The sequence below is a fragment of the Streptomyces sp. NPDC048277 genome (assembly GCF_040652235.1).
In the GTDB taxonomy this organism is placed as follows: domain Bacteria; phylum Actinomycetota; class Actinomycetes; order Streptomycetales; family Streptomycetaceae; genus Streptomyces.
Genome location: NZ_JBEZLQ010000011.1, coordinates 133901 through 146360 on the forward strand (window position 1 = coordinate 133901; position 12460 = coordinate 146360).

The 12460-nt window shown below is 70.5% G+C and carries 12 protein-coding genes; 7 read left to right on the plus strand and 5 right to left on the minus strand.

Annotated elements, in window-relative coordinates; all coding sequences use genetic code 11:
• Positions 1–94: 94 nt before the first annotated feature.
• Positions 95–1474, minus strand: coding sequence for a carboxypeptidase regulatory-like domain-containing protein (locus AB0D85_RS24260; protein ID WP_362323676.1), 1380 nt, complete (start codon positions 1472–1474; stop codon positions 95–97).
• Between the two features lie 227 nt (positions 1475–1701).
• On the opposite strand from AB0D85_RS24260, the gene AB0D85_RS24265 reads away from it, so the two are divergent.
• Positions 1702–2274, plus strand: coding sequence for a TetR family transcriptional regulator (locus tag AB0D85_RS24265; RefSeq protein WP_362323679.1), 573 nt, complete (start codon positions 1702–1704; stop codon positions 2272–2274).
• Between the two features lie 107 nt (positions 2275–2381).
• Here AB0D85_RS24265 and AB0D85_RS24270 read toward each other — a convergent pair whose 3' ends face one another.
• The gene (locus tag AB0D85_RS24270; protein WP_362323682.1) at positions 2382–3224 is read right to left on the minus strand and encodes an alpha/beta fold hydrolase; all 843 of its coding nucleotides are present in this window, start codon (positions 3222–3224) and stop codon (positions 2382–2384) included.
• 431 nt (positions 3225–3655) lie between these two features.
• On the opposite strand from AB0D85_RS24270, the gene AB0D85_RS24275 reads away from it, so the two are divergent.
• Together AB0D85_RS24275 and AB0D85_RS24280 are read left to right on the plus strand one after the other, a co-directional pair.
• On the plus strand, positions 3656–3895 hold the full coding sequence (locus AB0D85_RS24275; RefSeq protein ID WP_362324115.1) for an SDR family NAD(P)-dependent oxidoreductase: 240 nt from the start codon (positions 3656–3658) through the stop codon (positions 3893–3895).
• Positions 3832–4209: a hypothetical protein gene (locus AB0D85_RS24280; RefSeq protein ID WP_362323685.1), complete on the plus strand. Its 378-nt coding sequence runs from the start codon at positions 3832–3834 to the stop codon at positions 4207–4209. Before AB0D85_RS24275 ends, AB0D85_RS24280 begins: the two co-directional genes overlap by 64 nt.
• 10 nt (positions 4210–4219) lie before the next feature.
• On the opposite strand, the gene AB0D85_RS24285 is transcribed toward AB0D85_RS24280, so the two are convergent.
• Both AB0D85_RS24285 and AB0D85_RS24290 read right to left on the minus strand, forming a co-directional pair.
• Positions 4220–5389, minus strand: coding sequence for an acyl-CoA dehydrogenase family protein (locus AB0D85_RS24285; protein ID WP_362323688.1), 1170 nt, complete (start codon positions 5387–5389; stop codon positions 4220–4222).
• Between the two features lie 91 nt (positions 5390–5480).
• Positions 5481–5699, minus strand: coding sequence for a hypothetical protein (locus tag AB0D85_RS24290; protein ID WP_362323691.1), 219 nt, complete (start codon positions 5697–5699; stop codon positions 5481–5483).
• Positions 5700–5833: 134 nt separating this feature from the next.
• Between AB0D85_RS24290 and AB0D85_RS24295 the strand changes: the two genes are divergently transcribed.
• Together AB0D85_RS24295 and AB0D85_RS24300 are read left to right on the plus strand one after the other, a co-directional pair.
• Entirely contained in the window at positions 5834–7171 is a 1338-nt protein-coding gene (locus tag AB0D85_RS24295) for a type III PLP-dependent enzyme (protein ID WP_362323694.1), read from the plus strand.
• Positions 7168–7725: a GNAT family N-acetyltransferase gene (locus tag AB0D85_RS24300; protein WP_362323697.1), complete on the plus strand. Its 558-nt coding sequence runs from the start codon at positions 7168–7170 to the stop codon at positions 7723–7725. Before AB0D85_RS24295 ends, AB0D85_RS24300 begins: the two co-directional genes overlap by 4 nt.
• 69 nt (positions 7726–7794) lie before the next feature.
• Here AB0D85_RS24300 and AB0D85_RS24305 read toward each other — a convergent pair whose 3' ends face one another.
• Positions 7795–9135: a glutamine synthetase family protein gene (locus AB0D85_RS24305; protein ID WP_362323700.1), complete on the minus strand. Its 1341-nt coding sequence runs from the start codon at positions 9133–9135 to the stop codon at positions 7795–7797.
• A 375-nt stretch (positions 9136–9510) separates the two neighbouring features.
• Here AB0D85_RS24305 and AB0D85_RS24310 point away from each other — a divergent pair, with 375 nt between their 5' ends.
• The gene (locus AB0D85_RS24310) at positions 9511–9825 is read left to right on the plus strand and encodes a DUF5132 domain-containing protein (RefSeq protein WP_362323704.1); all 315 of its coding nucleotides are present in this window, start codon (positions 9511–9513) and stop codon (positions 9823–9825) included.
• 224 nt (positions 9826–10049) lie between these two features.
• Positions 10050–12347, plus strand: a complete 2298-nt coding sequence (locus AB0D85_RS24315; protein ID WP_362323707.1) for an ATP-binding cassette domain-containing protein — start codon at positions 10050–10052, stop codon at positions 12345–12347.
• The last annotated feature ends 113 nt before the right edge of the window (positions 12348–12460 follow it).

The window sequence follows — 12460 nt, forward strand, 5'->3', positions numbered from 1 at the left end:
GGGGGTGCGGAAGGCGGCTGTCTGCGCGGTGCCGCCGACGGGGATTTTCGCGCCCCGGGAGACGACGTCGGCGTGGGACAGGGCTCCGGGGCCTTCAGGATCCCTGCCTCGCGTGGCCGAGATCGAGGTGTCGCGGGGCCGTGCGCGTTGACGTCCCGGTGCGCCGCTCGTGCATGGAGAAGTCGGCCCGGACGGCCACACCGGACTGCAGCAGCTTCTGGTGGACCAGCGGATCTCGGCCGGGGTGCGAGACCACCACGCTGATGTATCCCTCGGGCAGGCCGGTCACGGCGTACTCGCCCCCTGCGTTCGTGGTGGTCCGCACCAACTGCCGGCCGGCGGTGTCCATGACGGTCACCGCGGCATGGCGGACGGGCTGCTGTTCGCCGTCGCGGACGGTGCCCTCCAGCATCGGCAGCAGTTCGCCGAAGTGGTGCGGGTGGACCGGAAGCGCGGTAGGCGTGGGCGCCTCCACGGACGGGTCCTCCACCGGCGGCTCCGGAACGTCCTCCTGCTGGACCTCCGTTCCCTGCCGCGCGGCCATGCGGTGGTGCCGCCACGCGTCGAGGCCCAGCAGCGCCATGCCCGCGGTGATCCACGTGCACAGCACGAGGACCGGCTTCAGTACCCCCGCATCGTTGAAGTACAGGATTCCCTTCAAGCCGTCGACCGCGTTGCCCAGTGGCATGACGGTGTGCAGTACCTGGAAGAACCTCGGCAGCAGCGGGACGGGGACGAGGCCGCTGGACGGCACGCTCAGCACGATGTACAGCCCCAGGCCCACCAACGGGAAGAAGTGCTTGACGAAAGGCGCCATGCCGAGGGAGAACGTGGCCACCGCCGTGGTGAGCAAGAAGGAGACGGCCAGGGCCGTGGGATCGTCGGGGAAGAAACCCAGCCCCACGCCGACGTAGAAACCCACGACGCTGAAGAGGGCGGCGACACCCGCGATCGTCATCAGTTTCCTGCGCCGGTTGAGGGGCACCGCCCGCAGCAGCGTGGTCGCGAGTATGTAGCCGGGGACGTTCCAGGCGATTCCGAAGTACACCAGGGTCGCGCCGGACCCGTCCTTGCTCACCGTGGGCGCCACGTCCGTGACCGTGAGGTGCTGGTGGTTGTGCGCCGCGAGCTCGGCGAAGCCCTTGGTCAGCGCCTGCTCAAGGGTCACCCCGTTGGCCTTGGCCACGTACAGGACGGCGTTTGAGCCCTCCGCGGCGAAGCCCGCCACCGCGTCCCGGTCCAGTACCGCCTGGCGGGCCTCTCGGGCGTCTGCCACGGCGGTGACGTCGAACCCGCCGGGATGCTGCCGCTGCAGAGCGGTGCCGACCTTGCGTTCCACCGGGAGATCGGCGATCACGAGCTTCGCCTGGTCGGGCTGAGGCTGGTGAAAGGCCGTGGGGAAGCAGAACAGCAGGCCGAGGAAGAGCAGCGCCGGGATGGTGACGGTCTCGGCCAGGACCCTGGCCAGGGACATGCCCCGGTGATGCTCGATCCGGTGCTTCACGGGGCGCCTCACAGGACCACCCCTCGGGGGCCTCGGCGGTGCCGGTGGTCCTGTCCTGCTCGTGGTCCGACCAGTCTCACGATGCTCCTCTCGGCTGCCCGCGCCCGGCCACCGGGACGGCACCACTCAGTTAATGTACCGATCGGCACATCTACGTCCGTTGCACCGTACGCGTACCGGTCGGTACAGTCAAAGCCGTGCCTCGTCCCGTCAATGCCGAGAAGCGAGCCGAGCTGCTGAAGCAGGTGGTGCACCACCTCCAGCGGCACGGCGTCGCGCAGATGTCGCTGAGTCCGCTCGCCGAGTCGATCGGCACCACCAAGCGCATGCTTCTGTACTACTTCGGCAGCCGCGAGAATCTGCTGGCCCAGGCGCTGGCCGCCAGCCGTCCCGACGCCCACGCGATGTTCGACGACGTCAGCGACAGCGCCGGGCTGCGTACGGCGGCCCATGACCTGTGGGAAGCGATGACCGTCGGGGAGCAGGCGGGGCCGATCCGCATGCTGCTGCAGCTGCTCAGCCTGGCCGCCACCGATCCGGCGCAGTACGGCGAGATCGCGGCCGAGACCGTCGAGGTCATGGTCGGCCCCATCGCCGCGGCGTACGTCCGGCTGGGGCACTCGCCGCAGCAGGCGCAGGCAGGGGCCACGCTCCTCGTCTCCGGCCTGCGCGGTCTGTGCCAGGACCGCTTGGTGACCCATGACGCCGTCCGGACCGACGCGGCCGCTCGCCGCCTCATCAGGGACGCGGTCGCGGCGGCCGACGAGTGAGAGCACGCCTCGCCCGGGCGGGGCGCACGTCGAGGCGCTCTGCGAAAAGGGGCCTCCGGTGTATGCCGGAGGCCCCTCGCCGCGTGCTGGGCGTGCTGCCCGTTCGCCTACTGGTGACCGGAGTTGCGGGCCGCGGTGACGATCAGGTCCGTGACGGCCTGGGGGTGGGAGATCAGGGACACGTGGGAGGAGTTGATCTCCACTGTCTTGCGCGCGTGTGCGCGTTTGGCCTCGTAGCGTTCGAGGTCGGGGTTGATGGCCCGGTCCTGCGTGCCGACGAGCACGTAGACGGGCTTGTCCCGCCAGGCCGCTTGGGTGAGCTTGTCGGTGAAGGCCGACTGTGCGATCGGGCGCTGGGTCGCTGCCATGACGGACGCCTGCTGCTGGGAGAGGTCCTGGGCGAAGTCCGCGTGGAGCTTGGCGGGTTGGATGTACACGTCGGTGCCCGTGGTGCCGTCGCCGTTGCGGAACGGGACCTGCTTGAACGCCTTGGTGAGCGGGGCCGGCGCGAACTTGCCGGAGAGGCTGGCGAAGGACTCTCCCTTGTCCGGCATGATCGCGTTGATGTACACGAGCGCCTTGACGTTGTCGACGCCGGCGGCCGCCTGTGAGATCACTTCGCCGGCGTAGGAGTGCCCGACGAGGACGATGGGCCCCTTGATGGTCTTCAGGAGGCTGTTCAGGTACGTCGAGTCCTGGGGTATGCCGCGCAGCGTGTTGGGTGGGGCGATGACCTGGTAGCCGTCCTGCTGCAGGCGCTGCACCACCGCGTTCCAGCTGGACCCGTCGGCGAATGCCCCGTGTACCAGCACGACAGTCGGCTTCTGGCCCCCCGGAGCCCTGCCGAGATCGTCTGCGGCGTGAGTCGGCACCACGGTCAGGGCGGAGAGGACCGCCACTCCAAGGGCGAGTCGGCCCCTGCTCGACGTCAGGATTCCAGAAACGGTCATGGGCTTCCACTTCCTCGGCGTGCTGGGTGAACTCGGCCTATTCGGCGACTGAGAACGGAGAACGGTGAGGATCGTTTGGAAGGCGTCGGCCATGGCTGCCGCAGCTGCCGCGATTTCCGTATACGGTCGGCGGCGAGAATCGGGGCGGTGCCCCGACATGGAAAGCGGAGAGCCGACGTGAGGCGCTAGATCAGCGTAGCCCCGGATCCGCGACGGTCAAGCCGAACGGTTATCCGGAATCAATGAATGATCCCCGCCCCGTGATCCGCTGCCCGTACGGCGTCCGGCGGGACCGCGGTCGGATCGCGGGTCGGCGGAGTGTGTGGCACCGGAGCAGGTACCGGCTTCGGATATGAATCTGCCATGCGCCTGGCGGAAAAAGGATTCGATGTGATCGCCGCAAGGCTCTCGACTGGGGTGTGGAGATCCTGGTGAACAACGCGGGAGTCGGCGAAGGCGGCTCGACGGTCGACATTCCCGGATCGAACATCCGGCATCGGTTCGAGGTCAACGTCACCGGCCCGCTGCTCCTCACTCAGGGGATCGCCAAGCAGATGGTCAAACGCGGTGCCGGCAGGGTCGTATGGGTCTCCTCCCGGGAGGAACCATGGCCTACGAACTGCAGGAGCACAACATCGAAGTCGCCACGGTCAACCCGGGGCCGTTCCTGACCGGATTCAACGACCGTATGTTCCAGACCTGGGAGAGCTGGGAGGACGACCCCTCGCAGCGGCTCTTCGACTACTCCGAACTCGCCTTTCCCCGGGCACAGTTCGATCCGGAACCCGTCTTCGCGACGTTGACCGCCGTCGCCGCCGGAGAAGTCGACAGGTTCCGCAACCTGGAGCCCGCGTCGACGCTCGAAGAGACCAAACAACTCCAGCAGGTCCCCTGGGAGCGCAAGGTCACGGATGGCCTCTGGACCCGGCACCGGGCCATCCAGCATTCCTACGAGATGCAGCCCGAGACTCTCGTCTCGACCTGATCCCTCGAGCTCAGGGGGCAAGGGTGAGGTCTCCGTTGTCGGACTTCGCGAGCGACCGCCCGATGACCATGCGCTGGATCTGGTTCGTGCCTTCGAAGATCTGAGTCACCTTGGCCTCGCGCATGTACCGCTCGACCGGGGACTCGCGCGTGTAGCCGACCCCGCCGAGCACCTGCACCGCATCGGTGGTGACCCGCATCGCGTTGTCGGTCGCGACGAGCTTCGCGACCGACGCCTCACGGCTGAACGGCAGCCCCGCGTCCTTCAACCGGGCGGCATGGAGGGTCGCAGCGCGCGCTGAAAAGACCGCGGCCTCCATGTCGGCGAGCAGGAACGCGATTCCCTGGTGGTCGATGATGCGTGATCCGAACGTCTTCCGGGCGCGTGCGTAGGCGATCGCGTGGTCGAGAGCGCCCTGGGCGAGGCCGACCGCGACGGCCGCGATACCGAGACGGCCGGAATCCAGGCTCGCCAGAGCGATCCGCAGGCCGCCGCCCTCGGCACCGATACGCCGCTCGACGGGGACACGGACGTCCCGCAGCACCATGGTCGCCGTCGTGGACCCGGTCAGGCCCATCTTCCGTTCAGGCACATCAGCGGTGAGGCCCTCGGCGCCGGCCGGGACCATGAAGCACGAGATACCCGTGCGGTCCTCCGAGGTGCGGGCCATGACCTTGTAGTAGTCCGCGTGGCCGCCATGGGTCGTCCAGGCTTTCGCGCCGTTCAGGACGTAGTGGTCGCCGTCCAGACGGGCCCGGGTCCGCATCGCGGCCGGGTCCGAGCCGGCGTGCGGCTCGGAGAGGCAGTAGGCACCCAGCAACTCGCCACCGAGCATCGCGGGCAGCCACTCCCGCTTCTGCTCCTCGGTACCCGTCGTGGCCAGGCCGAAGCACGACAGCACGTGCACGCAGACACCTACGCCGACCGAAGCCCACACGGACGCGATCTCTTCGACAACCTGCAGATACACCTCGTAGGACAGGCCGCTGCCACCGAACGCCTCGGAGTACGGCAGACCGAGCAGACCGACGCGTCCGAGGAGCCTGAAGACGTCACGGGGGAACGCCTCGTTCGCCTCATCGGCATCCACCCGTGACGCGAGTTCGCCGGCCGCCAGTTGCCGGACCTGCCTGATGAGGTCGAGGGACTCCTCGTTCGGTAACAGACGACGCGCGCTCATGGCACCTTCCAGCTGTCGGGGCGAAACATCGTTCAGGAACAGCTACCGCAACGAGACGGGCAGCGCACCGGACACGGCGACCCGGCCAACCTCACTCAACGAGGCCCGGTAGTACTTGATCGTCAAGGCCGTGGAGGTTCACGCCGATGCCGTTCGGGTGGTTCCGCATGTCGAGCGGTGGCTCAAGGCGGGCCGCGATTGCCCGGCGGAAGATCGGTGAGACGGTTCGCTGATCAGGATCTGCCCAGGGTGGGTCGAGCAGGGCGCGCAGGGTGACGCGCAGGGTGAATGGCACGTACAGGCGACGCATCAGAAGTGCATAGAGTGCGGAGCGGAGGGAGTCCAGGTCAGGCGTCACAGCCGGCCTCTGGACTCCCTCGCCTCATCTCATGCCTGCCAGCAAGCCCTTGGCACCATTCATCCAGTCGGACCGGGAGTTCACACGTGAGGCCTCAGACCACCGACGTGCGCCAGATCGCCGAACCGCGCCGGACGGCCGACCAGTGCAGAACCGGCCACCGTGCCCCGACCATGCCTGCCGCAGCGCACCCATCCACCGCGTCCCTCCCCGACCGCAACGACCGCAACGACCAGCACGACCACCCCGCCCTGCGTGCCGCGCTCGCCGCCGCCACGGAGGATGCCGTCATCTACGACCTGGACGGCATCGGCCGCCAGTACGCCGCCCTGTGCGCCGAACTGCCCGGCGTCGGCGTCCGGTTCGCGATGAAGGCGTGCCCGGTGGACGAGGTGCTCGGCCACCTCGCCCGGCTCGGCTCGGGCTTCGACGCGGCGAGCCCGCAGGAGATCGCCCAGGCGCTGCGCACCGGAGCGGCCCCCGGGCTGATCCACTACGGCAACACCGTCAAGTCCGACTGCAACATCGCCGAGGCCTACCGGCTGGGCGTGCGCGACTTCGCCACCGACTGCCTGGAGGACGTCGCCGCGATCGCCGAACACGCCCCCGGCTCCCGGGTGTTCTGTCGGATCGCGACCACCGGCGAGGGCGCGCTGTGGGGCCTCAGCCACAAGTTCGGCTGCTCGCCCGAGGACGCCCTGCGGGTGCTCGGTGCCGCCCGGAGCGCCGGACTGGTGCCCTCCGGCCTGTCGGTGCACGTCGGCTCCCAGCAGATGACCGCCGAGGCCTGGGCCGCGGCGATCGACTCACTGGCGGCGGTCCTGGAGGCGCTCGGCCGGCGCGGCATCACGCCGGACCGGATCAACCTCGGCGGCGGACTGCCCGCCCTCGGCGTCCTCGACCGCTGCGGCCGGCCGCTGGAACCGCCGCTGGGCAAGATGTTCCTGGTGATCCGCGAGGGCATGGAGCGGCTGCGCGCCGTCAACGCCGCCCCGTTGGACTTCGTGTTGGAGCCCGGCCGCCACCTGGTCGCCGACCACGGCGCGATCCGCGCCCACGTGGCACGGCTGACCTCCCGGCACCGGCTCGACGGCACCCGTGCCGACTGGCTCTACCTGAGCTGCGGCAAGTTCAACGGCCTGTACGAGATGGACCAGTTGCAGTACCGCCTGGAGTTCCCCACCCACACCGGCGGACAGTTCGTCAACGCCGTGGTGGCCGGCCCGACCTGCGACAGCGACGACGCCTACGCCCAGGAGGACGGCCTGGTACCGGTCCCGTGCGCGATCGCCTCCGGTGACCCGGTGTGGGTCCACTCCTGCGGCGCGTACGCCGCCGCCTACGCCACCCGCGGCTTCAACGGCTTCGCGCCGCTGCCGTACACCTGCGTCGGCGGCCCGGCTCCGGACGGAGGAGGCGCATGACCGACACCCGGATCCGGCCGTTCCGGGAGGAGGACTGGGACGAGGTGGTCGCGCTGGAGGAACGCGCCTATGCCGCGAGCGGCCTGTCCGAGGGGCGGGAGGCGCTGCGCTCCCGGTATCTCGCCTCGCCTACGACCTGCTTCGTGCTGGAGCACGCGGGTGGCTTCGGCGGCTACCTGCTCGCCTTGCCGTACCCGCTGTTCCGCTGCCCGGACCTGAGCCTGGCCGAGGAAGGCGCGGTACAGGAGAGCGACCGGGGGAGCAATCTGCACGCCCACGACCTGGTGATCGCCGAGCGGGCGCGCGGCCGGGGACTGGCCCACCGGATACTGTGGCATCTGGAGGGGACCGGGCGGGCGGCCCGCTACCGGACCCTCTCGATGGTCGCCGTGCGCGGCTCTCAGGTGCTGTGGACCCCGCTGGGCTACCGCGCCCGGCCCGAGATCGGGCTGCCCGCGAGCTACGGCGCCGAGGCGGTCTACATGGCGAAGCCGCTGGAACCCGCTGTCGCCGATCCGGCTCCCGGCTCCTCGCCCGGAGCCGAAGTGGGCTGACGCGGCCACGGGTACGGCCGGGGAACCGCTCATTCCCCCCGGGGGCCGGGGGAGTGGAACCGGCGCCCGTCAGTAGCGCCAGCGGACGGCCTCGATGACGTCCGCGTCCGTGTGGTTCGCGAACAACTGCGCCTCCGCCCGCCGGACGGCCAGCACGGCCTCGTACAGCTCGGCACCGAGCGCCTGCCGCAGCAGTGCGGACTTCTCGTACGCGTCGATCGCTTCCGGCAGGCTCGCCGGGAGGCGCTCGGCGGCGCCGAGGGCGGCGGGGTCGCACGAGGTCTCGGGCGGGAGGGGCAGGCCGGCGTCCAGGCCGGCGAGTCCCGCGGCCAGCACGCCGCCGATCGCCAGGTACGGGTTGGCCGCGGCGTCGAAGCACTTGAGCTCGGCGTTCGCCTGCCCGGCGGTGGAGCCGGTGATCAGGCGCAGCGCCGCCTCCCGGTTCTCCAGGCCCCAGCAGCGGTAGGCCCCGGCGAAGCGGGAGGGGACCAGCCGCAGGTAGGAGGAGACGCCGGGCGCGCCGAGGGCGAGCAGGGCGGGGAGCTCGGCCAGCACGCCCGCGAGGAACTGGTCGGCGTCGGGGTGCAGTCCGTGGCGGCCGGGGCCGCCGTACCCGAGGTTGCGGCCCTCTCGCCAGAGGCTGAGGTGCAGGTGGCCGCCGTTGCCGACCGAACCCTCGGTGAAGACGGGGGCGTACGAGACCCGCAGGCCGTGCCGGGCGGAGACGGCCCGGATGGTGTGGCGCACCAGCATCGTGGTGTCGGCCGCCTCGACCGGCCCCTCGGCGGCGACCGAGACCTCGAACTGCCCGGCGGCGTACTCGGGGTGGAGCTGGAGCACGGCCAGCCCCTGGCCGGTGAGGGCGCGGAGCACCTCGCGGAGGTAGTCGGAGTGCTCGACGAAGCGGGTCATCCCGTATCCGGGCCCGAGTGCCGCCGGGGTCCCGGCGGCGTCGGCGACCACCCACTCGACCTCGATCCCGGCCCGCACCGAAAGCCCGCGCCGCTCGACGGCCTCGGTGACCTCGCGGGCGAACCGGCGCTGGCAGCCGGGGTGCGGGGTGCCGTCCTGGGTGTAGCGGTCGGCCGGGGCCCAGGCCCAGCCGGGCTGGGCGGCGAGCGGGGTGAGCCGGTCGAGGTCGGGGACGAGCCGCAGGTCGCCCACCGGGCCGGTACCCGAAGGCGCGACGGTGAAGGAGTCGTCCACCAGGGAGACGTCGAAGCAGGGTACGGCGCCCACGCCGTACTCGGCGGCGTGGGCGAGCTGGGTGAGCGGGACGGACTTCACCCGGGTGAGTCCGGCGTTGTCGACCCAGCCGAACACCACCCCGTCGATTCCGTCGGCGGCGAGCTGGGCTTCGGCCGCCCGGGCCTGGTCGGCCCGCTCAGCTCGGGGGTGCGTGGTGGCCATGCCGGCCATGCTGGCGTTCGCGGCGGCCGGTGCGCCAGCGGCCGGCTGGGAGTTCACTCGTCCGTGAACGGTCGCAGCCGCGACGTGGGTCGGGAAGGCGATCGCCAATAATAGGTAAATTGGAAAAGTGCTTCGTTTGTTGTGTGCATCTATTGCAATCCGTAGCGGTCGGAACATGGATAGCACTCGCATGAGTGAAACCCGCCCACACCGTTTGGCCTCGACTGTGGTGACTGGACTACGGTGATCTACGAGCGGACGGTTTACCCCATCGGCAAGGAATTCAACCCGGCAGTGCGTCCGGCACGGGATATCGGGAATTCCGAAAATGGGTCCTTCCGCCTTCCCCGCTGTGCATATAGAGGTTGGAGCATCATGCCGCCCGTCGTTCCGCCGTTTCTGATCGGTCTCATCGTCGCGCCCCTGGCCAAGCGTCTCCTCAAGCCGCTGTTGCGCGGTGTCGTCACGACGTCCGTCGGTGTTGTCATGGAGGTGAAGAAGGCGGCCCACGAGGCCGGGGAGAACATCCACGACCTCGCGGTCGAGGTGGCCGCCGACATGGTGGCGGCGCAGATCGCCGCCGGTGACGGCGACCGGCCCACCGAGGGTGCGGCCTCGGGCGGCGAGAAGGACGAGACCAGGACTCCGAAGATCCGCGCCACCGCCGGCGCCGGCGCCGCGAAGGCGTAGCAAGGCGTAGTGACGCCCTGCCGCGTGGCCCGGCCCGCCGCCTGGACGCGTCTTCCTGCCGACCTCGGAAGACGGGTCCTCGCGGCGGTCGGCCATGGGCCTTTCGGCCGTGCTTCCGCCCCCTTTCGGACTTTCCGTTCCGCCGCAGTGATCCGCCGTGCGCCGAATTCCAGCGCGCCCGTTGACGGATTACCCGTGACCTCCGCAAACAGGTGATCGTACGCATGTCATCGCTACTGGGTGCCGCAGCCGGATTCCGCTCCGCGGAAGGGGACCCGCGTCCGCGCTCGGTCACTCCGGGCCGCCAGCGCTGGGACGTCAGGCTGGTGCTCGGACGGCCACGGACGGCCGAGATTCTCGCCGCCGCGCTGCGCCGCGTTCCCGGGATCACCGAGGCCCACGCCAACCCGGTCACCGGCGGGGTGCTCGTCCGGCACGATGCGCGGGTGCGCGCCGACGACGTCGGCCGGATCGTCCGCAGGGCCGTCGCCCTGGTCGCGGAGGATCCGACCGGAGCGGTCCGCCCGGCACCGGCCCGACCCGCCGCCGCGCCGGCCCCGCCGGTGGACCGCGGCCTGGTCGTGCGACCGGTGCTCGCCGTCGGCGGCGGGGTCGCGGCCGGGATCGCGCTGGTCAAGGGGTCGGCGCTGAGCAGGCAGTTGGTGGCGGTGGGCGGGGTGGCCGCGGCGACCACGGCCGTCCTCCGCAAGGCCTGGCACAGATCGGTCGACACGGCCCAGGACGCGGCCGGGCCGGGCGCCGAACGCCACCCCCTGGTGGAGATCGTCGGACCGCACCGACGCCGTCTCTACGGGGCCGTTGCCCTGTCCGTCGCCTGCCAGGTCTCGGAGATGGCGCTCGGTACCTTCCTCGGCTGGACCGGACTGGTCCTCATCAAGGGCGAGGCGGCACCGCTGGTCAGCCTCGGCCTGACCACCGCGTCCGCCCAACTCGTCGGTCTGGCAGGCCTGATGGCCGCCGCCTGTGCCGCCGTCGCGGGCCTGTCGTACGCCTCGAACCTCCAGTGGCGCCGGCTCGGCCAGGACATCGAGCACGACTGGCTCAACCGGACGTACGCCCATGTGCAGCACCTCGAACTACGGCACCTGGAAGGCGAGCGGACCACCCGGATCGCCGGCGCGCTCACCGACGACGTCCGTCAACTGGGCACCTTCTTCGCCACTTCGGCCAACGACGTGCTGCAACTCGGCACCAGCCTGGCCCTCCTGGTGCCGCTGTTCCTGCTGCTGGCACCGCAGATCGCCTGGATCGCGTTCCTGCCCATCCCGGTCATCGCCTGGCTGTCGCTCCACTACCAGGACAAGGTCACGGCCGACTACGCCGTCTCCGGCGAGCACCAGGCCAAGCTGCACAGCCAGTTGGTGAACTCGCTGGAGGCCGGGGCCACCGTCAAGAGCTTCTGCACCGAGGACTACGAGGCCGAACGCATCGACCGGCTGAGCGAGGAGGCCCAGGACAGCAGCCGGCGGACCGACCGGAGCACGATCCGCCACGCCGAGACCGTCCGGGTCTGCACGACCAGCTCGATGGCCGGCACCCTGCTGATCGGCGGCCGGGCGGTACTCGACGGCAGCCTGCCGTTCGAGGTGTTCAGCCCGCTGATCGGGCTGCCCCAGATGGTCCTGCTGCGGATGAACCGGCTCGGCGCCATCGTCGACCAGTACCAGCGCACGATCACCGCCTACGACCGGGTCCGGCGGCTGCGCGCCCTGCCCGCCGAGACCAACGGCACCGGCGGACCGCTCGACACCGAAAAGGTGCACGGCGAGATCGTCCTCGACCACGTCACCTTCGCCTACCCCGATCGGCCGCCGGCGCTGGAGAACCTCTCGCTGACCGTCCCCGCCGGGCAGATCACCGCCCTCGTCGGCGCCACCGGCTCCGGCAAGACCACGATCGCCAAGCTGCTGATGCGATTCCAGGACGCGGACACGGGCAGTGTGCTGCTCGACGGGCGGGACGTGCGCGAACTGTCCCGGCACGACCTGCGCCACGCGATCGGGTTCGTCGCCCAGGACCCCTTCCTCTTCGACGGCACCATCGCCGACAACATCCGCTACGGCAGCTTCGGGGCCTCGGGCGAGGCAGTGGTCCAGGCGGCCGTGAAGGCCGAGGCACACACCTTCGTCGCGACGCTGCCCGACGGCTACGACACGGTGATCGGCGAACGCGGTGCCGCGCTCTCCGGCGGCCAGCGACAGCGGATCGCACTGGCGCGCGCGATCCTCAAGGACGCGCCGGTCGTGATCCTCGACGAAGCCACCTCCGCCGTGGACAACGAGACCGAGGCCGCCATCCAGCGCACGCTCCGCGTCTTCGCGGCCGACCGGACGATGCTGATCATCGCCCACCGGCTCTCCACGGTCCGCAACGCCGACCGGATCTACGTCATGGACAAGGGCGGCGTCGTCGCCGAGCAGGGCACCCACGACGAACTCCTCGCCCGGCACGGACTCTACGCGTCCCTATGGCAACTCCAGGCCGGCGAACCCGCCGCCTGACCGCAGCCGCCGCCCCGCGCCGGCCGACCGCGTGACGACATCCCCGTCGGCATCCCCGTCGACACCCTTGTCGGTGCGGTCCGGCGCGCCCCGCCACCACGCCCGCCCCCACC

What these genes read in the sequence shown, in the direction of transcription:
- AB0D85_RS24315 (WP_362323707.1), top strand. Translation starts at nt 10,050, where the DNA reads ATGTCATCGCTACTGGGTGCCGCAGCCGGATTCCGCTCCGCGGAAGGG.
- AB0D85_RS24290 (WP_362323691.1), bottom strand. Translation starts at nt 5,699, where the DNA reads ATGCGTCGCCTGTACGTGCCATTCACCCTGCGCGTCACCCTGCGCGCC.
- AB0D85_RS24310 (WP_362323704.1), top strand. Translation starts at nt 9,511, where the DNA reads ATGCCGCCCGTCGTTCCGCCGTTTCTGATCGGTCTCATCGTCGCGCCC.
- AB0D85_RS24300 (WP_362323697.1), top strand. Translation starts at nt 7,168, where the DNA reads ATGACCGACACCCGGATCCGGCCGTTCCGGGAGGAGGACTGGGACGAG.
- AB0D85_RS24285 (WP_362323688.1), bottom strand. Translation starts at nt 5,389, where the DNA reads ATGAGCGCGCGTCGTCTGTTACCGAACGAGGAGTCCCTCGACCTCATC.
- AB0D85_RS24270 (WP_362323682.1), bottom strand. Translation starts at nt 3,224, where the DNA reads ATGACCGTTTCTGGAATCCTGACGTCGAGCAGGGGCCGACTCGCCCTT.
- AB0D85_RS24260 (WP_362323676.1), bottom strand. Translation starts at nt 1,474, where the DNA reads ATGTCCCTGGCCAGGGTCCTGGCCGAGACCGTCACCATCCCGGCGCTG.
- AB0D85_RS24280 (WP_362323685.1), top strand. Translation starts at nt 3,832, where the DNA reads ATGGCCTACGAACTGCAGGAGCACAACATCGAAGTCGCCACGGTCAAC.
- AB0D85_RS24305 (WP_362323700.1), bottom strand. Translation starts at nt 9,135, where the DNA reads ATGGCCACCACGCACCCCCGAGCTGAGCGGGCCGACCAGGCCCGGGCG.